Genomic DNA, 23,286 nt, shown 5'->3' on the forward strand with positions numbered 1-23,286 from the left:
CCGCTCCGATGACCGCCGGACACAACCAGGGAGACCAACCATGAACGACACCAACGACGCACTGACCGTCACCGAAGCCGCCGCCTACCTCGGGATCGCGGCAGACGCTCTACAACCTCCGCTCGGCTGGCGCAGGTCCGGCGTCCTACTTGATCGGGAATCGGCTCCGGTACGACCGCCGAGACCTGGATCTCTACATCGCGCAGCGCAAGGCCGCGACGCTCGTCGCTGGCTGACCGCACGACCTGACCGCTCGCCGCCCGCCCATTGCCCCGGGGCCGTCAGTCACGCCAGCAACCGCGCGTAATCCGTTCGCGCGCAATACACACAGGAGAAACCTTGTCCGAAAATGAGGAACGGGGCCCGGCTGCCCCACCGAGCCCCGTCGCCGCGCTGAGCGGTGAGCAGGAGATTGCCCGACTCGACGATACGTCGATCGTCGGACACTTCGCCACCATCGCACGCGCTATCGCCGACGCGACCGTCGGCCCGCTCATTGGCAAGGAGCCGACCACCCCGACCACCCCCCACGGGTTCTACGACTTCGTGACGGTCGATGACCCGGGGTTCGCGGAGATGGCCGACTACGCCGACGCGAGCCCGCGGGTGACCGGGGTCGGCTGGCGGCCGCCCGTTGGCATCGCCGTGCTCGACCTCGACGAGTACAAACCTCATGCGGCACAGCAGTTCGCGACGTTCGCCGCCGCCGTCGAGTTGCCAGACACACTGACGGTTGTGACTGGTCAGGGTGGCCGCCACCTGGTCTACAGGCTGCCCGACGACGCCCGTAGGTCGGCGCTGTCGAGACCGAAGGACAGCGGTATCGACGCGGTGCGCACGCACTCGCAGGGCTATCTGGTGGGACCCGGTTCGGTCCACCCGGACACCGGTGAGCTGTATCGGTTCGGAGAGCTGCGCCGACCGATCGCGGAGCTGCCCGCGGACGCGGCGACCGCATTGCGCGCACGGGATCGAATCCCGCGGCGTCACACCACCGGTGGCGAAGCGTTCATTGGGGAGTCCGACCTGGCCGCGGTGCTTTGTCAGTTCCCCAACGGCGAGCCGTCAGTGGCGATGCTGTCGGTAATTGGGGATCCGCGAACCTACGCGGCCGCCCTCACCGGGAGTCTGCACCCGACCATCCACAACTCGGTAACGCACGCGGTGCGGTTGGCGCTGGAAGGCGACGCCGGTCTGCCGAGTTGCCTCATGGTGTTGGGTGCCGCGTTCGTCGGTGAGTTGGACCGACGCGAGCGGTCTGGCGAGGCCATCGGTCGGTCTGTCGAGCACGCTATGCGTGAGTTTCAGAGCATCGTGGTCGACGTCCTCGCCGTCGAGGGGCTGGTGAGCCGGTGTCGTCGCCATGGGACGGCCTGCTGGCACGCATTACCGAGACCTTGGGGATCACCGACCCACGCGGCGAGGTCCGGGGGTTTCAGCAGGCGCGCGGCCGCCGTAGCGGGTGGTCCCGAGGATGACGACGAGCTAGCGCAGTTTCGACGGAGTCTTGGTCTCAACGACGCGGGCGACGCGGACAATCGCCCGGCGTCGGCCGGTCTACTCGACCTCGAATCGCTCCGCGCGCAACCGCTTCCGCCACGTGAGTGGCTGGAGACCGGCATCTTTGAGATGGATGCGGTCAACAAGCTGACGTCGGTGTCTGGAGCGGGGAAGTCGATTCTGCTCGCTCACTGCGCGGTCAACTGGTCATTGGGCCGTTCCGCGCTCGATGTCGATGAGTCCGGTCGGTCGCGGAGGCTGTCCCGGCCGGTGCATGTGCTCTACATCGACGGCGAGCTGGGTCCGCGGTGGTGGCACCGGACGCTTGACAAGCTGGCCGCGCCGTCGGGTTTGCCTCGCTTCCACGTCGTCACCCTCACCGATTCCGCGCCGACGTGGGGAGCGCTGTCCACGCCGATCGGCGCAGCGGAGTTCGTGGACTTCGTGAGCGACCTCGACGACGAACTCGACGGGCTCGACGTCGTCATCGTGGACACACTGAGCGCCTTCGTTGGCGGTGAGGAGAACTCGAACGACACGTGGGCCGACTTCGACCGGCTGGTGACCCTGCCACTGAAGCGGGCCGGATTCACGCTGGTCTACGCCGACCATGCAGGGCACGGTGGCGAACGCGCGCGCGGTGGCAGTGCCAAGAAGGCGAAACTTGATGTCGAATGGGTACTCACCGTCCGCGACCCCGAACGCGATCCGAACCGGTTGGAGCTCTCGTCGGACCCGACCCGCGGCAAGATGCGCAACGGCCACGACGGGCACCCCATGCGGGTGGTGCTCGACCGGGTCGACGGGCCGCTGGGGCATCGCCGGGTCGCGGTGGCCGTCGCACCTTCGCCAGACACGCGAGTGCGTGACGAGCTGTTGCAGGTCTTCCGCGATAACCCGGACGGGCTGACCAAGACCGCGGCTATCGACCTTGTCGGCGGAAACTCGACCCGAGCGCGGGCCGAGTTCGATCGCCTCGTGTCGCACGGTCGCCTCGTTGTCGACGCTCAGCAGTACAAGACCAAGCGCGGGCAGATGCGATCGAAGCACATCTATTCGCTCGCGCCGACAACGATCTCGTTGAGCGTCAACCGCGACAAGTCCAGCAACGATGACGAAGAGTCGGGAAAATGATCGTTTTCGCAGGTCAGAGGGAAATTTCTGGCACCGTCCAAGGTGCCAGACGGTCCCAGGATTCGCCGAACCGTTCTGACGCCGTCCAGACACTCGGACGGTCCCAGACTTCCCCAGACTCGAATCGCCCCATCGTCGCAGTTCAGGGCGGATTTCTGACGCCGTCCAGACACTCGGACGGTCCCAGACTTCCCCAGACTCGGACCGGCGCGTTTCTGACGCCGTCCGTCTTAGGTTTCCTAAGGGGCTGGACGGCGCCAGGATTTCGAGTCGTTCAGACCCTCCAAAGAGACCCCGGAATCGCTCCCCGCGAGGCGCAGCGATGACCGCGAGTACGGGAGGCAGCGGACCCCGTCGAGCCAAGGACGTCGAGCGGCAGATGGCCCGCCGCGCGCAGTTCGAGCGCTATTGCGACCGGCAGATAAGGAACCCGATGCCGGGCACCACGTGGCACCCGCTCTACCGCTGGCCGAGCGACACCGACGCCGATTACGCGGCCCGGGTCGCCGAGCACGAGACCGCACACACCGAGACCACCGGCCGCACGGCCGGAGAATGAGAGGACACCATGACCAAGACCCCCCATGACCCGTACGATCCCGCTGCGCCGCCGAGCGATGAGGCGTTCACCCGCAAGCGCGGCCACAACGACGCCGGGACCGCGATGCCCGAGCGCGCCGCTATGGCGCGGATGAACGCGAACACGGCCGCGCGCAACTCCGACGCGCGCATGGCCCACGAGACCGCAAGGGCCAGCGTCACCCCGAGGGTGCCGAGGACCGTGCCGCCGCACCCCCCGACGCTGAAGCTGGTCGAAGCTGGCGAGATCGGCGCAGCGGTGCTCGACCTCGTGCGGCTCGACCGGGTCGATGGCGCACTGTCCCGGTCGCTCGCCCGGGTCGCCGAGGAGAGCCGGGAGCTGTCAGAGCAAATCGCGGTCGACAACCTGCGAGCCCGCACCACCGCCGCCGCTGGTGCTGCGCTCGACGCCGCCGAACGCAAGGAACGGGTGCCCGAGGTTCTGGGACCGATCCTGACGTGGCAGCACAGCCGAATCGACCATGTCGACCAGGACGTCGAAATGGGCCTGCGCCTGACGATTCAGAAGGAAGCCGCAGACCGCGCGCTGTCCGCTGTCCGCGGAGTCCTCGACGAGATCGATGCCGCGGTGCTCGACGAGGCACACGGTGTCCTGTCTGACACGGTGCAGGCACACGAGCGTCTGAAGCTGGCCGCGCTGTCGGTCGATGTCACTCTCGACGAGGTGATCGACAACGGCGACGACGGCGCGCTGTCCGCGGTGCGGCTGTGGCGGTCGTCGGTATCCCGCTGGGACAACGTGCAGGCGGTACGCCAATGGGTTGCCGCTGTGCTCGACCGCGGGTTCGAGGTCCATGACGGTGTACTCCGCGTGGTGTCGCCGCCGCGGGTGCGCTCTGGCGCATTCCTCACCGACGCGGAGGCGCGCGCGCACAACAGCCCGCAGGCCGAGGCCCGTACCCAGGGGTCGCAGTGGGAGGGGTCCACTGCGCCGGGGTGGCTGGCAGACAAGGGGTCTCACGAGGCACTGCGATGGTGGGTCGACCTCAGCGAAGCGCAGCGACCGGCACCGCGTGGTGCTGCCGACCTCGACAATCGAAAGGGTGGAAAGTGATGGCGCTCTACGACGACCACGAGGGACACGCGCGGGGCTTTGGCCGCTACCTCGACGATGCGATGCGGGATCGACCGCATACCGCGGCCGAGGCGGACCGTGAGCGCGCGCAACGCGGCCGGGACACTGTCGCCGATCACGACAACGAGGACGCCGCCGACGGTCGCGAGCACCGTCCGCCGCCGAGGACCGGAGGAAACCGGGTCAGCCGTGACGGCAAGGGATTCGGCCGATACCTCGCCGACTGACGGTTAGCCGTGTACGTCGATCTGAGACCCCGATACTGCCTCGTGTGGTGTCGGGGTCTCGTCGCGTCCGGCACGGGGGGTGTCACCCCTCCCCGGGTAGATCACGCAGGGCACCGCCCCGTACTGTCGCCGGCCGAGCGCGCCGTTGAACCGTACCCTGCCGGGGTGCCCGAAACCGCCCCTGAACAGCGGTTTTCTGCGCCCTGAGAGCCCGTCGAGCGCCTCACAGGGCCGTCCGGCCGTCGAAAGTCCTCAATCCGCGCCGCGGGAGTCGTTGTCGCGCGGCGATTTTGGCGGAGCGTGAACCCACCCGCCGCCCACCAGATCCAAATGCCGACCCGGCGCCACGCCATCCGCAGGTGAGGGTGTCGCCTGTAAGCCCCCAGACGCCCGTAGACGGTTGGCGGACACCTACAGGGGTCGAAAGCCCGCGAGCGGGGCGCATAGCGAGCGATACGGACGACCCGGGTGCCAACCGTCGGCGGTGAGCACACCCAGCAACCCACTCAGCGGGTGAAACCGGTGCCGATGCCTGCTTCTCGCCACACCCGACGACATGCTCAATGCCCACGAGACGACACCGACCGCGGACATCTCCACGGCGAGGACACACAACGAAGAGGGCGAGCAACGGGGGCCTTCCGGCAGATCAGCGGGTGAGGGCAAGCCACAGACCGTGTCAACGGCCAGTTTGATGTCCCCGCTGGTGGCCAGGTAAAAGTCCCCACCCTGTGCGGGATGTTCTAGGTGGGTGGCACCTCCGTTCGGTGTGTCATGCGGTAGGAGTCGCCGTCGGTGATGACGATGGTGGCGTGGTGTAGGAGCCGGTCGAGGATGCTGGCGGCGGTGGTGTGTTCGGGCAGGAATCGTCCCCATTGTTCGAAGGGCCAGTGGCTGGCGATCGCGAGAGATCGGCGTTCGTAGGCGCCGGCGACGAGCCGGAACAGTAGTTGGGTGCCGGTGTCGTCGAGTGGTGCGAATCCGATCTCGTCGAGGATGAGCAGATCTTGGCGTAGCAGGGTGTCGATGGTTCTGCCGACGGTGTTGTCGGCCAGTCCGCGATACAGGGTCTCCACGAGGTCGGCGGCGGTGAAGTACCGCACTTTGTGTCCGGCGTGTACTGCGGCGATCCCCAGCCCGATCAGGGTGTGACTCTTACCCGTCCCGGCTGGGCCGATCAAGGCCAGATTGTGTTGGGCTCGAACCCATTCCAGTGAGGATAGGTATTCGAAGGTATTGGCCGGGATGGAGGATGCGGCCACGTCGAACGATTCCAAGGTTTTGGTGACCGGGAACCCGGCAGCTTTTAGTCGGTTGCGGATGTTGGAGGCATCACGAGCGGCGATCTCGGCTTCGACCAGGGTTCGCAGTACTTCTTCGGGTGTCCATCGCTGGGTTTTCGCGGTGAGCAGGACCTCGGGTGCGGTGCGGCGGATCGAGGCGAGCTTCAATCGGCGTAGCGCTTGGTCGAGGTCGGCCGGTAGTGGCGGCACTGTCTGAGGTGCAACGGGTGTCGATGTTGTGGTGGTCATGACACCTCCTTGTCGCCGGCGCCGAGCTTGTAGGCATCCAGCGAGCGGGTGGGCGCGGTAGGCAGGTGCCCGAGCAGTGCTGTGCCGGCCGGTCGCGGGTTGGGGGTGCCGGCTCCGGCATCGAGGATCGAGCGCACATCGGCGGCCTTGAACCGTCGGAATGCCACCGCCCTGGTCAGGGCGGTGAGCACCTGTTCGTGGCCGTGGGAGGTGACGAGCCCGAGGATGTCGTCGAGTTCACCGCCCAGGCGGGTGTTCCCGATGGCCGCGGCACCGACCAGGAACTGCTCAGCAACCTCACCGAGATCGCAGAACTGCTTCTCTGCTGCGGTTTTGGGTCGTGGTGCACGACTGGGCGGGGTGCGTGGCCCCCCGTAGTGGGCATCGTTGAGGACGACCTCTCCGGGTGCGGCCAACAGATGATCGGCGACCACCTCACCGGAGGCAGGTTCGGCGATCAGGAGCCGTTCACCGTCCTGGATGAGGGTCACGGTGGTGCCGATGAGCCGGTTGGGTACCGAGTAGCGGGCCGAGGCGTACCGGATACAGGAGAGGCGATCGACCTTACGGGTGACCGGCGGTGGACCGACCTGGGCCCGCAGAGACGGCAACGGGCTCAATGTGTCTCGTTCGATCGTGAGTTGGTCAGCAGGCACGCACAGTGTGTCGCTGTGACGGCGGGTGTTGACCTCGACACACCAGTCCCGCGCGGCCCGGTTCGCTGCGTGCACATCCAGCTGCACGTCGTCACGACCAGCAGCGATCTTGGCTTCGGTCCACAACGGCTGCGCCAGATCCGACTGCGCGTACCCGCAGAGGTTCTCCACGATCCCTTTCGATTCCGGATCGGCGCCGTGACAGAAGTCCGGGGAAAACCCGTAGTGGGTGGCAAACCGCACATACGTGGGGGTGGGTACGACGACGTTGGCGACGACTCCACCTTTGAGGCAACCCATCCGATCAGCGAGTACCTTGTTGGGCACTCCACCGATCTCTTCTAACGCTTCGGCGATGAATCCGAGTGTGGTGATGGATGTTTCGTTGGTGGCGAACCGAACGAACCGCCACCGCGAGAACGCCAACACCGCGCAGAACATGTGCAGCCCGCCGATTACGGCCCAATCGATGACCAGGTAGTCACCCGGAGCCCACACCGCCGGGCGGCGGCCACGATGATGATCACGGCGCCACTGTGTTTTCTCCTGGGCGACGAGACGACGGAAGTTGCGGGCCGAGCCCTCATAGCCCGCGGCACGTGCTACCGGCAGCAGTCGCTTGGCGGTGATCCGGCCGTGTGACCGCTCGACTCGCTCAGCGACCAACTCGGCGACCGCATCGTAGTTGCGGGCCCGTTCCTTGCGGTCGGGTGGTTGATCGTCGGCCTCGAACCGGTCGACCACACGCTTGACGGTCTTGTGGGTGGTGCCGCACACCTCGGCTGCGGCGCGATAGCTTCCGAGTTCTCGGTAAGCAGAAATGATGTCCATACGGTCCTTCGCAGACTTCAATGGAACTCCCAGGCGGTGATGGTGATCGGTTGGCACCTTCACCGTCATCGCCTGGGCCCTCAGTTCCGGGTCGACACGACGAACACAGGGTGGGGACTTTTATCTGGCCACCAGCGGGGACCTCGACCTGGCCACCAATGGGGACTTTCTCATGGCCATGGACAGACCGTGCGGATTGACGTCAATCATGAACCGCGACAGCGGGTTGCGCAACGGCAGAAGGCAACAGCGACGATGTCAGACGTCTACGAGACAATGAACGGATGATTCGGATCTACCTAGATCAGTCGGAGTGGATCGCCCTCACCAAGTGCCGCGTAGGCAAGCCTGACGGCGCTCCGTACACCGACATCTTCGACCTCGCGAGGACGGCCGTAGCACAAGGACAGGTGTCGTTTGTCCTGTCGTCGGTAGCGCCCCATAGAGTGGTGTAACTCGGTGGCCGAGTTCGTTATCGACGTCGTGTCGTTAACGGATGCAGAGCGGCCACCGCGTGATCCTTCGAGTCAACCTTCCACAGAATCCTCGAGGAGTCATCGCGATGACCGCACCCCACATTGTCGACCCTGCAGGCCTTCTTGGCCAAGCCCTGGCCGAGGCATCACCAGATCTGATGCGTGAGCTGCTGCAAACCATGATCAACGCGCTGCTGTCGGCCGATGCCGACGCGGTCTGCGGAGCCGAATGGAACCAACGCACACCAGAGCGCACCAACCACCGCAACGGCTACCGCCACCGGCCACTGGATACCCGCGTCGGGACCGTCGATATCGCGGTACCCAAACTACGTTCGGGCAGCTACTTCCCCGAATGGCTCCTCGAACGCCGCAAGCGGGCCGAGTCAGCACTGATCACCGTCGTGGCCGACTGCTACCTCGCTGGAGTCTCGACCCGCCGGATGGACAAGCTGGTCAAAACTCTCGGCATCGACTCGCTGTCGAAGTCACAGGTCTCACGCATGGCCACCGACCTCGACGAGCAGGTCACAGCGTTCCGCCATCGTCGCCTCGACGAGGTCGGGCCGTTCACCTTCGTCACCGCAGATGCCCTGACGATCAAAGTCCGCGAGAACAAGCAGGTCGTCAAAGCCGTTGTCCTGCTGGCCACCGGCGTCAACGGCGATGGCCACCGTGAAGTGTTGGGCATGCAAGTAGCGACCAGCGAAACCAAAGCCTCCTGGAACACCTTCTTCGCCGATCTGGTCGCCCGCGGGCTGGGCGGGGTGCGTCTGGTGACCTCTGATGCCCACGCCGGACTGGTCGAGGCGATCGCGGCGAACCTGCCCGGCGCCGTGTGGCAACGGTGCCGTACCCACTACGCGGCCAACCTCATGGCGGTGTGCCCCAAGTCCATGTGGCCGGCGGTCAAAGCGATGCTGCACAGCGTTTATGACCAGCCCACCGCCACCGCCGTGCACGAGCAGTTCGACCGACTCCTGGAATACACCGAAGGCAGACTCCCCAAGGTTGCTGACCATCTCGGTGACGCTCGAGAGGACCTGTTGGCCTTCACAGGCTTCCCCGATGACGTGTGGCGACAGATCTGGTCCAACAACCCCACCGAACGACTCAACCGCGAAATCCGCCGCCGCACTGACGTTGTGGGTATCTTCCCCAACCGTGACGCCATCATCCGACTCATCGGCGCGGTCCTGGCCGAGCAGACCGACGAGTGGGCCGAAGGCCGCCGATACCTCGGCCTCGAGGTCCTCAACCGATGCCGACTGACCCTGACCACCGACACCACCACAACAACGGAGGCCACTACCGACCCGCTGATCGAACTGCCTGCCTGAAAGCCCGACGAAGGATCAGAAACGAGTTACACCACTACTTGGGACTTGACCCTGTCGTCTGCGCACTACTACGAGACTCAGCGCCGCGGGACAGGGCGCAGCCGTCGTGAACTCGGCGAGACCATGGCCGAACTAACCAAGTTTCACGCAATCGCCCCGGTTCAGAAGATTGTCCCGGCCGAGATTCGGGAGTACCTCACCGGCGAGCCCCTGCGATCACAGATCAACATCTTCGGGGTCGGATTCAAGCACGCTTTCGACGCCGACCTAGATCTAGTCGCAGGCTTCAAGGTGACCAACGAGGAAACGTTGCCGCCCGCCATACGGGCAAAGGTCAAGGCACTCATCCGCAACAAGGCCGAAGAGTTCATCTTGGCCGCGCCCGAAGATGCACCCGAGGCTGCCCGCGAGATGCTCGAAACAGCCTCGCAGATACATTCCAGCTCGCAGCTCTTCGCGGACGGTCAAACCAAACTGAGCAGGGCCGTTGTCGAACAAAAGCTGGGAGGCCGCCTCGGCGACGTGGCGGTCATGTCGGAACTCGCGGACGTTATCGACCCGCTGATGTCCGAGTGTGACCGCAGCGGAGTCGACCTCAACGATCTGATCGCCAGCAAGCATGCGCAATACGATCTTCTGAAGGGCATCCCCAGCCGGTGGGTGATGAGCGAACTACGGCGGGTTCGTCTGCGCAACCCTCAACAACCTTGGACGCGGAACGACCTCAACGATCTATCGTTCCTGTCGATTGCGATTCCCTATTGCGACGTTGTGGTCACCGAGCGTCAATGGGCTAGGCACATCGACCAGTTAGGCCTGGCAGAACTACACGGCACCACGGTCTTGCATGATCTGACATCCCTAACGGACGTGATAGTGGACGCGTCGAGGAACGACGTTTAGGTCGATTAGCCGTCGTGGCGTGCCGGGCACCATTCGGCGCGATCGAACACATACTCGTCACAACGTCCTTCGAGACGAAGCAGTAACCGCAAGTGCGAGTGGGTCTCTGGTGGGTTCGCCCGCACCACCGTCAGGGTGTGGTCGTCACACTCGATGACCGAGTGAACGTAGTCGAGCAGCGGGCTCGGCACATACCCGAGGTGCATCGTTCCGTCCATGATTTGGACCGCACGCGGGTCATGCTCGTTTGCCGGTTCGGGCAAGAGGGTCAGCCGATGACCGGCCGCGAGGCCGGTGATGTGCGCGCTCGTGTGCTCCCCGCGGTGCCTGACGCCGTGAGCGAGGAAGTGAGCCGACGTCACCCCGGTGTCGCCGTCATAGCGTGGCAGCGAGATCAGCTCGATCGGGTCGCCCTCGCGGTGACCGCCAGAAGCCGACAAGATCTCCCATGCATCGGCGTCTGAATCGAGATCGAGCGTAGCGAGATACTGAGGCCGATCGGGACGCTTGGCGCTGATGACGCGTTCGGCAAACGATGGGAACAACCGTGGCGACGAATAGCGCCGGTGGACATCGCGGAAGCCGATGATCGGGACGAACCCCGCTTGCTCGGCAGACGCCGCGAGGTAGCTGAACTCGTAGGTGTCGCCGTCGTCGCGGCGGACCCTATCGAGGTAACCGATCGCTCGATATGTGCCGTCGTACACCCCTCGGCGGGTCACGATCAACCGCGACGCCGCCGACTGATCATCGGCATAGGCCGATGACAGGTCCAGCAGATCAGTGGAGAGCATCGCACAGTCGCTTTCGGTTCGTGGTGACTACGGTCTGCACAAACGTACGGGTCTGGTCGGACATATCTGGGATTCGCCTGATGACAGAGTCGCATATCGCGAGGTCAACGGCAGTGATTTGCGTTACCCAGTGTGTCCGCGCGGTCGGTGAGCACAGCGACAACGCCTCAACCGCCAGGTCGACCAAGTCCCGAGGTTCACCGCCGTAGAACCGCTTCGATTTGCCCTTTGCGCACCATTGAGCGACGGAATCGTCGACCACGCATTTTGTGCGGTTTGCTTCTGCCATCACTCCACCAAGCGCCGACCCATGATCGAAGCTCGGACCAAGGTAAGTCGCGCCCGAGGTCGGATTTTGCACAACACCCCAGTTGTGGGCGTGCCGGTCGGTGTTCGCGATCCACGCGTCGAGCATCAGGTATCCGGCCCACACATCGAACGCGGGCCAGTCGACGAATCGGGTACCGATCGGACCGGTGACCCCGCCGTCTGTGAGGACGTCTCGCACTGCGGTCAACGTGTGGCCAACGCACGTGTCGGCATCAAACGCGGCGTCGACCTCAGCGACCAACGACCCGCCCGCGGACCAGGGCCACCTCTGCGATCGCTTGGTTTCCGAAACCTCGGGCCGCATGTCCCGACTCATCGACCCCAACACTCGGTGTTCATCGGGCGGGGTGACTGTTGCCAATTCTGTCTCGGCCGCAGGCAGGTCGACCAACAGCGCGAGTTCATAGCTCACCTTCTCTGCCCAGTCCTCGCCCGAGATCAGGACATCCGGACTATCACCCTGCACCTGGCGTGCCTTCGACAACTTCAGCGTCTTTTCGGTCCGGGGTTTGAACAGCCAGTGCCCGGCGTACTGCGAGGACTCCGGGCCGTGGAACCATCGTTTGCGCTCGTCACCGCCCGGTTCAGAAGCTCCGCGAACCCATCCGTCGTCAAGGTCGACAACTTCGAACATCGCGGTCACCCAGAGACACTATGTCGGCTCCCGCCAGGATGGCCGTCGACACCCCGGCACCTATGTCAACTTTGCTAGCCGCGGTAGGGAATCTCAGACCTCAGCACACTGAACTGACCGGTTGGGTGACCGCCCCACCACCTGGTGGCGACCGCGTAGCTCTCCAACGATGTCGCCTGAAGGTCCGCATATGTGTTTGGTCCGACGGTGACCGACCGGACCAATTGTCGCTGAAGCGGAACATGAGCCCGCGGAACCATGCCGAAGCGACCGGGAGTGTGTGCGTCTGCGGCGCCACCAAGCAGAACACGGACTTCCCGTTCCTCGGCAAAAGCAGGGTCCTTGTGGAAGACGGCCTCCAGTGCTACGCCCATTCCCCAATCGTTGCGATGACCTGTGCGGGAACTCGAACCCACGAGCCCGTGTTCGATATCTTCGGTGGCCGCTGCGAGGACACGGCCTCGAATGAATGCCTTTAGATCCGCAAAACCCGAGTCACCGTAAGAAACTCGCCTCATGTCAGTCGCGAGCGGGGCATCGGCGCTACTGCCCGTATTGGGAGTCGAGCGTAGATAGGTGAACAGCTCGGCAGTGTCGAACGCCAGGCAGTAACCTTCTCGCGCGTACGCGCGCCACTGGCTGAGTTGATCGCGCGACTCTGAGAAGCAGACCGCAAAGTACTCCATCGCGAGTGGCGCATAGTCCCCCCGGAACATCCGCGTCGTTCCGTGGAGATCGGTAAGCGAGTCCACCGCCGCGGCGATTAGCGGATCACCTGATTTCGCCTCTGCTTGCAGCTCCGAACCGCATTCGTCGAATGCCCTGTCAAGAAGCCCTTCACCGAAACGTTGTTCAGACAGGTCGTTCATGAACCTGATATCAGTGCCTCGCAGGTTCTCGCCGCCGATGATGCCTTCGACACCGTATATGTCGGTGTAGTGGTACAGAACTGGCCCGAACTCGGGCATAGCGGGCACCGTCACAGTGGTCCTCCATAAGCTCGGCCTGGCTTCGCGGAAGATCAGCCGACAGGCGGGTCGCACCGGTCGCCGTCGTGTCGCTTGGTCGGCATCCTCGCATCCCCCGCGAGCCCGATGTGGATGACTCGCCGAGTTGTGACCCGCAGCACTCCCGATGAATCGTCGCCGACACCTTCCCCGGTGAATCGAGCCGACAAATGGTGTGGTCTAGTTTTCGAGTTGATCGGCAACCATACGCGTTGTACGCCAGCCCCTTTCACTCCGAACTACCTTTTGACAGACCGTGCAATCATCGAAGCATGATCGCGCAGAACGCAGCCTCGCCTAGAAAGACCGCCTCGAAGGCCAAGCCCGCGGGGGTCGACATGTCCGCCGGTGCGCTGCGCCAGTTCTACGTCGACGAAGCCGTCCGATTGGGCCTGGTGCTCGATCACGCCGACGAGATCCTGATCGAGAACGCCTGCGCCACGATCGCCACCATCACCGCGTTGCAGCGCTCGATCGACAGTAACGGCGCCGTCATCGTGTCTCCCACCGGCGGGGTCAAGAACAACCCGGCGACAACCGAGATCCGCCAACAGCGGCTCGCGCTCGCCAAGTTGCAGCAACTCGTCGAACACCGGTTCACGACCGCAGCCAACGCGGGCAAGCTGACCTCTCGGGGTACGCCGCCCGGGGCTCTTCGCGGACCGTATGCCGGGGACGGCGGCGAGCGCGGCCAGGCCGACCGCCGCAACGCCGCCGTTCGTCGGCCGTCGCGCACCCGGAAGGCTCGGTAGTGGCGCGCCTCGCAGGTGCGGGGGAGCTAGCGGGCACGACCGGGCTCGCACTCACTCCCGCCGCGGTTCCCGACAGGTTCCTGCCCACCTCGACGTTCTACCTCGACCAGATCGGCGACGGCGAGGGCAACCCCGTCACCGACGAAGAGTTCCGCGCAGCCTACGACGGCATGACTGCCGCCGAGGTAGCGCAGGGCTACCCCGACAACCCGTTCCGCGATCCCAACGCACCGACACCCACCCCTCGGACCCACGACGCTTGGCCGCATTGGCGCACAACCCTCGCCCACGAGCGGCGCCGCGACGGGTTCTACGCGTGGTGCGCGGACCGGAACCTACTCGGCGACGACGGGCGACCCCCTCGCGAGTTTGCCGAGGCATTCCGCCTGGGGGTGGTGCCCGGATGACGACACTCACGGTTCCGGCCCATTGCCGCCGCTTCGGGCACGAACTCATCCCACGCACAACGCATGTTCACCTCGCCGGTGCGACACCGGCGGGGTGGGAGTGCTTGCGCTGCCTGCGGATCGCCTTGCACTGTGCTCACTGGGGTGCCGACGTCGAGACCCCGCGGGCGAGCTACTCGACGAAACCGCGTTTTCACGACAGCAGACAGGCGGCAGGTTCCACCGTCGCGGCGCCGCGTGGCCGCACGAGCACGGCGCTTGGTGGTCACGGGTGGCGTTCGCGAGCGGGTGGCAGTTCACCGACCCGGACCCAACACCCGAGCTTCGCGATCAGCGTGAAGCAGCAAGCCGGGGCGAACGGAAACGGGTCGAGACCGAGCACCGGGCCGCAATTGCGCGCGAGCTCGACGAGATCGAACTACGCGACGCCCGGGTGCGCGCTGCGCAGCGACGGCGCGACGCCGAAGCGTCGACGGCCGCGATCCGGGCCCGCGATGTCGGCCGCGAGGGGTGGGGTCGCGCGCTGATCGCGCTTCGGTTGTTCGGCCGTGAGGTCGTCGCGGTCGAGGTTGTCGCCGGTGACGAGGAGGACGGCGACACCCTCGACTACGAACGCGGCAGCGACACCGAGCGGGCCGACCTCGCCGCATGGCGAGACGCGCACGACGAGGACGCCGAGCCGCCGCCGGTGATCCTTGCCGGACTCCACCGCGCATCGCGGCGCAAGCGGGCCGAAATCGTCCGTATCGGGACCAAGAACCACACCGACCCCGCGTTCCGCGCTGACGACACTAGGACACGACAGACACGCGAATTTGGGTTCGCCGCAGGCGATTAACAGATGGATAACAGAGATGACCACTCGACCAGACCCAGACACCGCACCGCGGGGTTATGCCGCGTGGATTGCCGAGCAGCGCCAGGACGCTGAACTCCGGCGACAGGACCAGCGCTACGGGTTCTCACGCTACCGACCGCCCGATGACGAGAGCGAGCACCACGGTCGACGGTAAGTGTCAGTCGTTGGCGTCGAACGCAGCGATGATGTGGGCGGTCGGGTTGCTACCGTCCGAGAACTGTTGCACCTTGACGTTCTTCGGTCCCCCGCGGAGGTGCGAGCCCTGCCGACCGATCTTGACCCGACCATCACTCATGCGAACGACCTTCAGGCCATCGGGCCACTCGGTCGTCTGATTGCCTGAGCGGTTGATATACGTACGTGGTTCGCCAAACGGGAGGGTCATCCGCGCATTATCGCGGGCTCGCCGCCGACATGGAAGAAGTCCCGAGAATCTGGAAGCCCCACCCCGGAGGCCCGCAAGGTATCGAGGGTGGGGCTGACGCGCCCGGCCGCTGATGCCGGGGAGGTATCGAAGGACCCGAGCGCGCTAGGCCGAGCTTATGACCAGCGCCGACCGGTTGTCCAAAGTCGCGTTCTCAGTCCGCAGCCAGTCCGCAACCAGTCCGCAGAAGGCGACGCAAGGCAAAGTAGACGCCGGTAAAGAACCAGGTCGAAAATCGCCACTACCTGCGCATACAGGGTAATTCTAGGCAAAGGTCGGTAAACCCCGGTAAGGCCTGTTTTCGCAGATAGCGCAACTTACACACCAGCGGTCAGGGGTTCGAATCCCTTTGCGCGCACCACCCCGATCCCATAGCCCCAACCCGCGCCCAGCGCGGCTTCGAGTTATGAAATCGCTAGCGGCTGAGCCACTCTCGCGTGTACACGTCCTGCCAGCGCACCGAGATGTTTCGTCGGGCGGCGGCGCTGGTCTCGGTGCCGAGAGTCTCGATCAGAACCTCGTCGACGATGTCGCGCACGTCGTCGGACAGCGCGGGGAGGTCGTCGGCGTAACGGGCGATGAGGCCGACGCGCACGCCGTCGACGGTGTCGCCGGCCCCGTCCACCGACACGAAGACCGTCAGTCGTCCGAGTTCGCGTCGGGTGCGGACGGCGATCAATTGTTTGACGACACGGTCGCTGGTGGTGATGCGGAGCCCGTCGGTGGCCAGGGTTCGGGCCGGCCGCCGGATGCGTTGGAGGCTTCCCGAAATCGAGGAGATCAGGCGGTCGACGTCGTTCGCGGGCTCGTCGGCCAGCCGCTGCGTGGCCTCGACCAGCCACGCGTCGGCGATGTCAGCGTCGCGGATGTGCTTGTCAGGCACGGTCCTCGCCTCCCTCCGCGTCGCCGACGATCGTCGTGGCCGTCGGTGTGGTTGTCGGTTTACCAGGGTTCCACGGTGCCAAACGGGTCAACAGGAACTTCCGGCTGCGCTGGAGGTGGCCGCGCACCGATCCGGTGGTGATGCGCAACACCTGTCCGATTTCTTCGAGGGTAAGCCCCTCGACTTCCTTGAGCCACCACGCGGCGCGCGACGTCGCGGGCAGATTGTCCAATTCGGCGCGCAGGGCGTCGATCAGCAGACTCCGCTCCGCCATGTCGGAGGGCAACGGTCCGGCGGCCTCGAGTTCGGCGAACCGTTCGTCGTCGAACGGTACATCGCGCCTGCGCCGGTGGTAATCGACCGCCTTCCGGTGCGCGATGGCGAACATCCAGGTACGAAAGCTGCTTCGGAATGCGAAGTCGGGCAGCCCTTTCCACGCATCGAGCAACGTCTCCTGGGTGAGGTCCTCGGCAGTCTGCTGCCCGTCGACCATCCGCAGCATGTACCGCAGCAGACCCGGCGTCACGCGTCGGACGAGGACGTCGAATGCCTCGGTGTCGCCGACAGCGGCCGCGCCCGCGAGTTCGTCATCGCCGAGCTCGGACAGGTCGAGCGACTGTCTGTGAGCCGAATCACTGGGTCCCATGCGTGCAACTCCCCCCGTCCGTCCCGACTGACCTTACAGACGGATCGTGAACAGCCTTTGCGATAGCGCATCATCCGAAGGCGGTCCGTCTACGAAGAAGACACGACGACCGAAGGAGTTCGACATGTCCGCAAGCGCCACCCCGACCAAGGACGCCACGAAGGACGACGCCGCCCCCCTCGGCGCGTCGAGCACCGGCGCCGCCGACGCCGCCACGGGTCGTGCTATCGCCCGCCGTGATTCGTCGGGCGATCGGGGACGCACCTCCATCGCCGACATCGTCGTCGCGAAGGTCGCCGGCATCGCCGCGCGGGAGATCGACGGCGTCCACGATCTGGGCGGCACCACCGAACGCGTGGTCGGCCGGGTTCGCGACGTCCTGCCGGGCACGACGGTGAGTACCACCCAGGGCATCGAGGTCGAGGTCGGCGAGCGCCAGGCCGCCGTCGACGTCTCCATCGTGGCCGAGTACGGCGTCGCGATCCATCAACTGGCAGCTGCCATCCGACGCAACGTGATCACCGCGATCGAGCAGATGACCGGTCTCGAGGTCACCGAGGTCAATGTCACCGTGCACGACATCGCGTTCGGCGACGACGAGCAGGAATCGAACACCACCCCGCGGGTCCAGTGATGACGTCGGACCTCCCGGCGGCGCGGACGGATGACGGCGGCTCACTGGCAGATCGCCTCGCCGCCGCCGTGCTCTCCGTACCGGGCGTGCACGACCTGCACAGCGGTCTGTTCGGGGAGATCGCCACCTACCTGCCCGGACATCGGGTCTCGGGCGTGTCCCTCGCCGACGACAGCGGTGAGATCCACATCGTGGTCGACGCCGCGCACGACTTGCAGGGCGTCGCCGCACAGGTCCGCGACATCGCCGAAACGCTCGCCGCGAGACCGATCTCGGTGACCGTGGCCGACATCAGTGTCAGCTCGAAGCCGAGTCCGCATGAAGGAGAAGCGAAATGAACAACGCAGTGGTGGGTCTGTTCGTCGGCCTGCTCCTCGCACTGGCCGCCGTCGCCGGTGGACTGGCGGGCTTCCTGCTGGCCGTCGTGCTCGGCGCCGCGGGACTCGTCCTGGGGCTCAACCGTGACGGCGCCATCGACCTGGGTGCCCTCCTGCGGAGCCGGGGTCGTGGCTGAGCACACCGGCGGGCCGGTGACGGGTGGCGTCCCCTCCGGGGACGACTCGCCGCCCGGGACACTCACCGTCGCCGACCGCGTCCTCGAGAAGATCGCGGCCCGGGCGGCCCTCGACATCCCGGGCGTCGTCCGTCATCGCGGCGGCGTCGGCTCGGTCCTGGGGGCGATCGGCGAGAGGTCCGCCCTACCTGACGCGACCGTTCATGCGGGCGGCACCCGGATCACGGTGTCCCTCGCCCTCGAGTGGCCGTGTGCAGTCGCCGAGGTGTCCCGTCGCACGCGCGACCACGTCACCGCGGAGGTCGAACGCCTCGCCGGGATCGCACCGACACGCGTCGACGTGACGGTGTCCAAATTCGAGCCACGACAGGCGATCCGGCGACGCCAACGCGGTTACGTCGACCTGCCACCGGTCGGCGACGACCCCCACATCGAGGCCCCGCGCACGGACCGCGTCCCGTCGGACGGGCCGGACCCACAGCGCCCGCAGCACGACACCGCGACGCTCACCTCGACCATCACCACCGACCCGGGGGTACGACGATGACGCAGACCGCACTCGATCCGGATACCGCACGTCTCGGGAGCGGGCGGAACACCGGTTCGGAACACGTCTTTCCGCCCGCGGCCCTTCCGGGCGCCGCGATCGCCGGCGCCGCACTCGGGCTCGGGTTCATCGCGCTCGGCGCGGTGGCCGTGCGCGACATCGCCGTCCGCGCGAACTGGCTCGACGGACGCGAGTGGTCGGTCACGGCCGCCGAATGGATCTCGGACCTGCAGTGGCAGAACTGGATGTGGCCCGCCGCGGTCGGAGCCGTCGTGCTGGGTCTGATCCTGTTGTGGGTCGCGGTCAAACCACGGCGCAGGACACATCTCGCCCTCGCCGGCGACGGGATGTGGACCCGCCCCGGGGACGTCGCGCGGCGGTGCAGTGCTGCCGTCTCCGACCTACCCGGCGTACTCGACGCCGACACGGTGGTGACCCGGCGAAAGATCCGGTGCACGGTGGCGGTCCGGCCACAGGGTGTCGACCGCCAGCTGATCGAAGACACCGTCGCTCACACGGCCGCCGAAGTACGGTCGTCCCCCAAGGTCGTCGTGCGGTTGCGCGTGCAAGGAACGAGGAGCGTCCGATGAATCGTCTTCCCGCCATCGCACATCGACTGTCGGTCGGGCTCGTGGCCGTGCTGCTCATCGTCGTCGGTGCGGCGGCCATGGCCTGGCGGGTCGGCATCGAGCCGGTGGCCGGATGGGTGGAACGTCTCGACGAGCGCGCCGCTCTCGATGCGGCACAGGCGTCCTGGTGGATCTGGGCGCTGGCCGGTCTCACCGTGATCGCGGTCGGCTGGGGTCTGCTGTTGCTGGCCACCATCATCAGGCCACGCGCCGTCGACGACGCCGTGCTCGACGGCTCCGATCAGACCGGAACGCTCACCGTCGCACCGAAACTGATCGCGAACGCGGCCGCGGCGGAACTGGCCGGCAACCCGTTGTTCCAGAAGGTGTCCGCGAAGGCGATCGACGACCGGTCGCGCAGCATCATCCGGCTCGAGGTGTCGGCGAGGCCGAACCGGAGCTTCGACGAGGTCACCGCACCGGTCGCCGACACCGTCACCGCGATCCGGACCGCGCTGGGCGACTCCGGAGTACACGTGCAGGCCTTCGTCCACCTCGATCGGTGAACAGGCAGACACCCGCATCGACCGACGACCTCACCCGAGGTTGTCGTCGAACACATGAATGAACACATGAGATGAAGGAGAAGAGAAATGGGATTCAGCGACAAGGTCAGCAACAAGGCCGAGGACCTCTCGGGCAAGGCCAAGGAGACCGCCGGCGATGTGACCGGTGACGACCAGCTCAAGAGCGAGGGCAAGGGCGATCAGCTCTCCGCGGCCGTCAAGGACGGCGTGGAGAGCGTGAAGGACGCCGCGTCGAACATCAAGGACAAGCTGTCCGGCAACTGAAATCTCTGCCAGCTCGACAGACGAATCCCGAAGGTGCTCAGCACCTTCGGGATTCGTCTCGTTCTCATGGCCGAACGCGGCCGGTCACGTCCCCTTGACGTTGAGGATCTGCCGCAGGGTGTGCTCGATGTCCACCAGGTCCACGGCGTCGGCCATCACCTGATCGATGTCCTTGTAGGCGTCGGGGATCTCGTCGACCCACTCGTCGCCGTGCCGGTACTCGATTCCCGTCATCCGGGCCGCGAGATCCTCGGCGGTGAACCGCCTCCGCGCCTCGCTGCGGGAGTACCGCCGACCGGCACCGTGCGGCGCCGAGCACAGGCCTGCCGGATTGCCCTTGCCGCGCACGACGTACGACCGCGTGCCCATCGACCCCGGGATGACGCCCCGGACGCCCTCATGGGCGTCGATCGCACCCTTCCGGGTCAGCCAGACGTCCTTACCCGCGTGCGTTTCCCGCACCGTGTAGTTGTGGTGGCAATTGATCCGGTCCACTTCCAGCGACTCCGCCCCGGCATCGCGGTCACCGGAGACGTTGTCGCCGAACCACTCGGCGAACACCGCGACGAATCGATCCATCATCTCCGCGCGGTTCTCGAACGCGAACCGCTGAGCCCAGGACAGATCCCGCAGGTACGCCGTGAGCTCCGGCGTTCCCTGCGGCAGGTACGCGAGGTCGGCGTTGGGCAGCTTGATCCACCACTGGCGGCACAGCCGCTGAGCGATCTTGATGTGCTTCTGGGCGATCTTGTTGCCGACGCCGCGCGAACCCGAATGGAGGAACAGCCACACCACGTCCCGCTCGTCGAGGCACAGTTCGATGAAGTGGTTGCCGCCGCCGAGCGATCCGAGCTGTTCCCGCCACTTCGGCGAATGTGAGAGGTCCACACCGTCGTTCGTCGCCTGCTCGTCGAGCGAGTCGATCCGGGCCCGCGTGAAACCGAACCGGTCCAGACCGCGGTTGTAGTTGCCGGGCGACAGTGGGATCGCATCCTCGATCTTCCCTCGCAGTCGGCCGAGGTCCATTCCGTCGATGTCCGCGGCGCGCAGTCGCGTCTGCACCGCGATCATGCCGCAGCCGATGTCGACGCCGACGGCCGCGGGGATCACCGCACCGGTCGTCGGGATGACCGTGCCCACCGCAGAACCCTTCCCGAAGTGGGCATCGGGCATGAGGGCGATGTGCGGGTGCACGAACGGCATTCGGGCGGTCTCGGCCGCCTGGTTCAGAGTGTTGTCGTCCACGTGCGATGCGTAGTTCAGCACCTTGGGCGACGACTTGGTCGGCATGGAGGATCGTCCTTTCGTGAGCGCCCGGGTCGACGGGCTCTCACATCACACCGTCGAATCCTCCGGGCGGCAAACGGTTTTCTCCTGCCATGTCGCTCGGCACTCTGATCCGAGGACGGCCGGACCCGATCAGCCGATGACGCCGAGAGCCTTGTCCCAGACCGCGTTCTCGCGTACCTCACCCGGGCCGACCATGTCGGCGAAGACGATCGTGCCGTCTCGATCGACGAGGAAGGTGCCGCGGTTGGCGTAACCACGGTCTTCGTTGAACACGCCGTAGGCGCGCGCGGTGTCACCATGCGGCCAGAAGTCCGACAGCAGGGGGAACAGGAATCCCTGCGCCGCCGACCACACCTTGTGTGTGGGCGAGGGGCCGACCGACACGGTCACCGTCGTCACGTCGTCGTTCTCGAAGCGCGGTTGCTGGTCGCGGATGTAGCCCAGCTCGCCCTGGCAAGTGCCGGTGAATGCGAGCGGAAAGAACACGACGAGCACATTGCGGTCGGCTCGTAGCGTCGAGAGCGACACGAGCTGGTTGTTCTGGTCGCGAAGGGCGAAGTCCGGTGCCCGATCGCCGACGGTCAGGGGCGCAGAAGGCAGCGCACCGCTCATGCTTTCTTGCCCGCGCGGGCCTTGGGCTGGACGAGTCGGGCCGCCGACCAGTCGCCGAGGCTGATGGCCGAGGTCTGGGTCAGGCCCGCGGTCGGGGCCGCCTCGGCGATCTCACTCGGGTCGACATAGCCGGACTTGCCGGTCTTCGGCGAGAGCACCCACACGAAGCCGTCTTCGGCGAGCGGGCCGATCGCGTCCATCAGGGCGTCGACGAGGTCACCGTCACCGTCGCGCCACCAGAGGACCACGACGTCGATGACGTCATCAGCATCCTCGTCGACCATCTCGGCGTCGATCGCGTCCTCGATGTCAGCGCGCAGTTCGTCGTCGGTGTCCTCGTCCCAGCCGAGTTCCTGCACGACCAAGCCTGCGGTCAAGCCCAGTTTCTGGGCGTTGTTACCGTCTGTGGCGGCTACCACCGCGCGTGACCTCCTGAAGATGTGTGGATCGTTGTGTGCGTCGTCTGTGCCGAATCAGCGTACGTTCTCGCACGCTGTTCGCCTGTCAGCATAGGCAACAGCCTAAAGCCTCACATTGCAAGCCGAACGCCGTCATGGATTTCGGGCGTTTCGCGATCGCCTGTGCACAACCGGTACCCCGGGTGCCACGATCCCAATCATCGCGGGGCGGCGACGCTACCCGCCGGGACGGTCCGACGTCGTCGACGGGACGGACGGGCGCGGGGTGGCCGAGGAGGCCGCCGGAAGCGGCGTGTAACCACCGCACACGTCGAGCAGCCGCTGCTTGTCGCGGGACCACTGACCCGACACCGGGTTGAGGCCGGCACTCAGTTCACGACGGATCGCGTTCTCCAGCCGTGCGGTCGACTCCAGGAATGTCCGCGCCGGCGTCGAGACGTCCGCGGGCGCGGTCTCGGTGATCTTGGGACGGATCTGATCGGCGCCGGCGATCAGACTGGCCCGTGCCTTCTCGTCGAGATCGCCGACCCCGGGATACGACTGTGCGACGTTCAGACGGGTGACGAAAGCGTTGAACCCCCGGACCATCACGACCATCGACGCCATCGACTCGCGGCACAGCTCGACCCCCTCGGCCCGTACCTCGGCGGCCGCCGAGGCCGACAGCTCGGACCGGTAGACCGCGACCTCGCCCGGCGCCGGGGTGCCCGCGCCACCGACCGTCGAGGCACACGCACCCGACAGCGCCGCCCCGAGGGCGATCGTGGCCGCGGTCGCCGACCGGATGACGCGGCCCCGGCGGCGCCCCACCGTTCCCGCTCCTCGCTCCGGCATCCACTC

28 protein-coding genes and 1 pseudogene are annotated in these 23,286 nt (G+C 66.0%); 17 read left to right on the forward strand and 12 right to left on the reverse strand.

Going from position 1 to position 23,286, the window contains the following annotated elements; all coding sequences use genetic code 11:
* Positions 1 to 107 precede the first annotated feature (107 nt).
* The 5 genes and pseudogenes from AC3B5T_RS23070 to AC3B5T_RS23090 form a co-directional block, all read left to right on the forward strand.
* Positions 108 to 236: pseudogene (locus AC3B5T_RS23070) on the forward strand (hypothetical protein); the annotation flags it as partial.
* Positions 237 to 339: 103 nt separating this feature from the next.
* Complete coding sequence (locus AC3B5T_RS23075) at positions 340 to 2,634, forward strand: AAA family ATPase (RefSeq protein ID WP_055476617.1); 2,295 nt, start codon at positions 340 to 342, stop codon at positions 2,632 to 2,634.
* Positions 2,635 to 2,956: 322 nt separating this feature from the next.
* A complete protein-coding gene (locus AC3B5T_RS23080; RefSeq protein ID WP_156354316.1) occupies positions 2,957 to 3,193 on the forward strand; it encodes a hypothetical protein in 237 nt (78 codons plus the stop codon).
* 9 nt (positions 3,194 to 3,202) lie between these two features.
* Positions 3,203 to 4,288, forward strand: coding sequence for a hypothetical protein (locus AC3B5T_RS23085; RefSeq protein ID WP_488357993.1), 1,086 nt, complete (start codon positions 3,203 to 3,205; stop codon positions 4,286 to 4,288).
* Positions 4,288 to 4,536, forward strand: a complete 249-nt coding sequence (locus tag AC3B5T_RS23090) for a hypothetical protein (RefSeq protein ID WP_055476619.1) — start codon at positions 4,288 to 4,290, stop codon at positions 4,534 to 4,536. Before AC3B5T_RS23085 ends, AC3B5T_RS23090 begins: the two co-directional genes overlap by 1 nt.
* Positions 4,537 to 5,279: 743 nt before the next feature.
* Here the strand turns inward: AC3B5T_RS23090 and istB are convergent.
* Both istB and istA read right to left on the reverse strand, forming a co-directional pair.
* Positions 5,280 to 6,068 (reverse strand): IS21-like element helper ATPase IstB, encoded by a 789-nt coding sequence (gene istB, locus AC3B5T_RS23095; protein WP_457138401.1) that lies wholly within the window; start codon positions 6,066 to 6,068, stop codon positions 5,280 to 5,282.
* Entirely contained in the window at positions 6,065 to 7,576 is a 1,512-nt protein-coding gene (gene istA / locus AC3B5T_RS23100; RefSeq protein ID WP_488357390.1) for an IS21 family transposase, read from the reverse strand. Before istA ends, istB begins: the two co-directional genes overlap by 4 nt.
* A gap of 541 nt (positions 7,577 to 8,117) precedes the next feature.
* On the opposite strand from istA, the gene AC3B5T_RS23105 reads away from it, so the two are divergent.
* On the forward strand, positions 8,118 to 9,371 hold the full coding sequence (locus tag AC3B5T_RS23105) for an IS256 family transposase (RefSeq protein ID WP_488357822.1): 1,254 nt from the start codon (positions 8,118 to 8,120) through the stop codon (positions 9,369 to 9,371).
* Positions 9,372 to 9,416: 45 nt separating this feature from the next.
* Positions 9,417 to 10,274, forward strand: a complete 858-nt coding sequence (locus AC3B5T_RS23110; RefSeq protein WP_156354205.1) for a hypothetical protein — start codon at positions 9,417 to 9,419, stop codon at positions 10,272 to 10,274.
* A 5-nt stretch (positions 10,275 to 10,279) separates the two neighbouring features.
* On the opposite strand, the gene AC3B5T_RS23115 is transcribed toward AC3B5T_RS23110, so the two are convergent.
* The 3 genes from AC3B5T_RS23115 to AC3B5T_RS23125 form a co-directional block, all read right to left on the reverse strand.
* Positions 10,280 to 11,068: an HIRAN domain-containing protein gene (locus tag AC3B5T_RS23115; RefSeq protein WP_055475445.1), complete on the reverse strand. Its 789-nt coding sequence runs from the start codon at positions 11,066 to 11,068 to the stop codon at positions 10,280 to 10,282.
* The gene (locus tag AC3B5T_RS23120; protein ID WP_055475521.1) at positions 11,055 to 12,032 is read right to left on the reverse strand and encodes a hypothetical protein; all 978 of its coding nucleotides are present in this window, start codon (positions 12,030 to 12,032) and stop codon (positions 11,055 to 11,057) included. The genes AC3B5T_RS23115 and AC3B5T_RS23120 overlap by 14 nt, the downstream gene beginning before the upstream one ends.
* A 74-nt stretch (positions 12,033 to 12,106) precedes the next feature.
* Positions 12,107 to 13,000, reverse strand: a complete 894-nt coding sequence (locus AC3B5T_RS23125) for a DUF2971 domain-containing protein (protein ID WP_055475446.1) — start codon at positions 12,998 to 13,000, stop codon at positions 12,107 to 12,109.
* Between the two features lie 311 nt (positions 13,001 to 13,311).
* On the opposite strand from AC3B5T_RS23125, the gene AC3B5T_RS23130 reads away from it, so the two are divergent.
* From AC3B5T_RS23130 to AC3B5T_RS23140, 3 genes are all read left to right on the forward strand, one after another.
* Positions 13,312 to 13,791 (forward strand): P27 family phage terminase small subunit, encoded by a 480-nt coding sequence (locus AC3B5T_RS23130; RefSeq protein ID WP_055475447.1) that lies wholly within the window; start codon positions 13,312 to 13,314, stop codon positions 13,789 to 13,791.
* On the forward strand, positions 13,791 to 14,198 hold the full coding sequence (locus AC3B5T_RS23135) for a hypothetical protein (RefSeq protein ID WP_055475448.1): 408 nt from the start codon (positions 13,791 to 13,793) through the stop codon (positions 14,196 to 14,198). Before AC3B5T_RS23130 ends, AC3B5T_RS23135 begins: the two co-directional genes overlap by 1 nt.
* A 271-nt stretch (positions 14,199 to 14,469) precedes the next feature.
* The gene (locus AC3B5T_RS23140) at positions 14,470 to 15,036 is read left to right on the forward strand and encodes a hypothetical protein (protein WP_055475449.1); all 567 of its coding nucleotides are present in this window, start codon (positions 14,470 to 14,472) and stop codon (positions 15,034 to 15,036) included.
* A gap of 178 nt (positions 15,037 to 15,214) precedes the next feature.
* Here the strand turns inward: AC3B5T_RS23140 and AC3B5T_RS23145 are convergent, their stop codons facing one another.
* The 3 genes from AC3B5T_RS23145 to AC3B5T_RS23155 form a co-directional block, all read right to left on the reverse strand.
* On the reverse strand, positions 15,215 to 15,352 hold the full coding sequence (locus tag AC3B5T_RS23145; RefSeq protein ID WP_156354211.1) for a hypothetical protein: 138 nt from the start codon (positions 15,350 to 15,352) through the stop codon (positions 15,215 to 15,217).
* A 544-nt stretch (positions 15,353 to 15,896) separates the two neighbouring features.
* A complete protein-coding gene (locus AC3B5T_RS23150; RefSeq protein WP_055475451.1) occupies positions 15,897 to 16,364 on the reverse strand; it encodes a hypothetical protein in 468 nt (155 codons plus the stop codon).
* Positions 16,357 to 17,010, reverse strand: a complete 654-nt coding sequence (locus AC3B5T_RS23155; RefSeq protein WP_055475452.1) for an RNA polymerase sigma factor — start codon at positions 17,008 to 17,010, stop codon at positions 16,357 to 16,359. The genes AC3B5T_RS23150 and AC3B5T_RS23155 overlap by 8 nt, the downstream gene beginning before the upstream one ends.
* Before the next feature lie 124 nt (positions 17,011 to 17,134).
* On the opposite strand from AC3B5T_RS23155, the gene AC3B5T_RS23160 reads away from it, so the two are divergent.
* From AC3B5T_RS23160 to AC3B5T_RS23190, 7 genes are all read left to right on the forward strand, one after another.
* Complete coding sequence (locus AC3B5T_RS23160; protein ID WP_055475453.1) at positions 17,135 to 17,644, forward strand: Asp23/Gls24 family envelope stress response protein; 510 nt, start codon at positions 17,135 to 17,137, stop codon at positions 17,642 to 17,644.
* Positions 17,644 to 17,982, forward strand: a complete 339-nt coding sequence (locus tag AC3B5T_RS23165; RefSeq protein ID WP_055475454.1) for a hypothetical protein — start codon at positions 17,644 to 17,646, stop codon at positions 17,980 to 17,982. Before AC3B5T_RS23160 ends, AC3B5T_RS23165 begins: the two co-directional genes overlap by 1 nt.
* Positions 17,979 to 18,158: a hypothetical protein gene (locus AC3B5T_RS23170; RefSeq protein ID WP_004022968.1), complete on the forward strand. Its 180-nt coding sequence runs from the start codon at positions 17,979 to 17,981 to the stop codon at positions 18,156 to 18,158. Before AC3B5T_RS23165 ends, AC3B5T_RS23170 begins: the two co-directional genes overlap by 4 nt.
* Positions 18,151 to 18,705: an Asp23/Gls24 family envelope stress response protein gene (locus AC3B5T_RS23175; RefSeq protein ID WP_055475455.1), complete on the forward strand. Its 555-nt coding sequence runs from the start codon at positions 18,151 to 18,153 to the stop codon at positions 18,703 to 18,705. The genes AC3B5T_RS23170 and AC3B5T_RS23175 overlap by 8 nt, the downstream gene beginning before the upstream one ends.
* Positions 18,702 to 19,295, forward strand: coding sequence for an Asp23/Gls24 family envelope stress response protein (locus AC3B5T_RS23180; protein ID WP_055475456.1), 594 nt, complete (start codon positions 18,702 to 18,704; stop codon positions 19,293 to 19,295). The genes AC3B5T_RS23175 and AC3B5T_RS23180 overlap by 4 nt, the downstream gene beginning before the upstream one ends.
* Positions 19,292 to 19,840: a hypothetical protein gene (locus tag AC3B5T_RS23185; RefSeq protein WP_055475457.1), complete on the forward strand. Its 549-nt coding sequence runs from the start codon at positions 19,292 to 19,294 to the stop codon at positions 19,838 to 19,840. Before AC3B5T_RS23180 ends, AC3B5T_RS23185 begins: the two co-directional genes overlap by 4 nt.
* A gap of 87 nt (positions 19,841 to 19,927) precedes the next feature.
* Positions 19,928 to 20,125, forward strand: coding sequence for a CsbD family protein (locus AC3B5T_RS23190; protein ID WP_010841182.1), 198 nt, complete (start codon positions 19,928 to 19,930; stop codon positions 20,123 to 20,125).
* An 84-nt stretch (positions 20,126 to 20,209) separates the two neighbouring features.
* Here AC3B5T_RS23190 and AC3B5T_RS23195 read toward each other — a convergent pair whose 3' ends face one another.
* The 4 genes from AC3B5T_RS23195 to AC3B5T_RS23210 form a co-directional block, all read right to left on the reverse strand.
* Positions 20,210 to 21,415, reverse strand: coding sequence for an RtcB family protein (locus AC3B5T_RS23195; protein WP_055475458.1), 1,206 nt, complete (start codon positions 21,413 to 21,415; stop codon positions 20,210 to 20,212).
* A 129-nt stretch (positions 21,416 to 21,544) separates the two neighbouring features.
* A complete protein-coding gene (locus AC3B5T_RS23200) occupies positions 21,545 to 22,027 on the reverse strand; it encodes a peroxiredoxin (RefSeq protein ID WP_014927376.1) in 483 nt (160 codons plus the stop codon).
* Positions 22,024 to 22,446 (reverse strand): DUF3052 domain-containing protein, encoded by a 423-nt coding sequence (locus AC3B5T_RS23205; protein ID WP_055475459.1) that lies wholly within the window; start codon positions 22,444 to 22,446, stop codon positions 22,024 to 22,026. The genes AC3B5T_RS23200 and AC3B5T_RS23205 overlap by 4 nt, the downstream gene beginning before the upstream one ends.
* Before the next feature lie 216 nt (positions 22,447 to 22,662).
* On the reverse strand, positions 22,663 to 23,280 hold the full coding sequence (locus tag AC3B5T_RS23210) for a hypothetical protein (protein WP_081637169.1): 618 nt from the start codon (positions 23,278 to 23,280) through the stop codon (positions 22,663 to 22,665).
* Positions 23,281 to 23,286 lie beyond the last annotated feature (6 nt).

This window comes from Gordonia sp. G4, from assembly GCF_057770005.1.

Coding starts and splice junctions, on each gene's coding strand:
- AC3B5T_RS23090 (WP_055476619.1), top strand. CDS start 4,288: ATGGCGCTCTACGACGACCACGAGGGACACGCGCGGGGCTTTGGCCGC.
- AC3B5T_RS23105 (WP_488357822.1), top strand. CDS start 8,118: ATGACCGCACCCCACATTGTCGACCCTGCAGGCCTTCTTGGCCAAGCC.
- AC3B5T_RS23170 (WP_004022968.1), top strand. CDS start 17,979: ATGAACAACGCAGTGGTGGGTCTGTTCGTCGGCCTGCTCCTCGCACTG.
- AC3B5T_RS23125 (WP_055475446.1), bottom strand. CDS start 13,000: ATGCCCGAGTTCGGGCCAGTTCTGTACCACTACACCGACATATACGGT.
- AC3B5T_RS23080 (WP_156354316.1), top strand. CDS start 2,957: ATGACCGCGAGTACGGGAGGCAGCGGACCCCGTCGAGCCAAGGACGTC.
- AC3B5T_RS23120 (WP_055475521.1), bottom strand. CDS start 12,032: ATGTTCGAAGTTGTCGACCTTGACGACGGATGGGTTCGCGGAGCTTCT.
- AC3B5T_RS23165 (WP_055475454.1), top strand. CDS start 17,644: ATGACGTCGGACCTCCCGGCGGCGCGGACGGATGACGGCGGCTCACTG.
- AC3B5T_RS23210 (WP_081637169.1), bottom strand. CDS start 23,280: ATGCCGGAGCGAGGAGCGGGAACGGTGGGGCGCCGCCGGGGCCGCGTC.
- AC3B5T_RS23200 (WP_014927376.1), bottom strand. CDS start 22,027: ATGAGCGGTGCGCTGCCTTCTGCGCCCCTGACCGTCGGCGATCGGGCA.
- AC3B5T_RS23145 (WP_156354211.1), bottom strand. CDS start 15,352: ATGAGTGATGGTCGGGTCAAGATCGGTCGGCAGGGCTCGCACCTCCGC.
- AC3B5T_RS23185 (WP_055475457.1), top strand. CDS start 19,292: ATGAATCGTCTTCCCGCCATCGCACATCGACTGTCGGTCGGGCTCGTG.
- AC3B5T_RS23190 (WP_010841182.1), top strand. CDS start 19,928: ATGGGATTCAGCGACAAGGTCAGCAACAAGGCCGAGGACCTCTCGGGC.
- AC3B5T_RS23195 (WP_055475458.1), bottom strand. CDS start 21,415: ATGCCGACCAAGTCGTCGCCCAAGGTGCTGAACTACGCATCGCACGTG.
- istB (WP_457138401.1), bottom strand. CDS start 6,068: ATGACCACCACAACATCGACACCCGTTGCACCTCAGACAGTGCCGCCA.
- AC3B5T_RS23155 (WP_055475452.1), bottom strand. CDS start 17,010: ATGGGACCCAGTGATTCGGCTCACAGACAGTCGCTCGACCTGTCCGAG.
- AC3B5T_RS23115 (WP_055475445.1), bottom strand. CDS start 11,068: ATGCTCTCCACTGATCTGCTGGACCTGTCATCGGCCTATGCCGATGAT.
- AC3B5T_RS23085 (WP_488357993.1), top strand. CDS start 3,203: ATGACCAAGACCCCCCATGACCCGTACGATCCCGCTGCGCCGCCGAGC.
- AC3B5T_RS23160 (WP_055475453.1), top strand. CDS start 17,135: ATGTCCGCAAGCGCCACCCCGACCAAGGACGCCACGAAGGACGACGCC.
- AC3B5T_RS23180 (WP_055475456.1), top strand. CDS start 18,702: ATGACGCAGACCGCACTCGATCCGGATACCGCACGTCTCGGGAGCGGG.
- AC3B5T_RS23130 (WP_055475447.1), top strand. CDS start 13,312: ATGATCGCGCAGAACGCAGCCTCGCCTAGAAAGACCGCCTCGAAGGCC.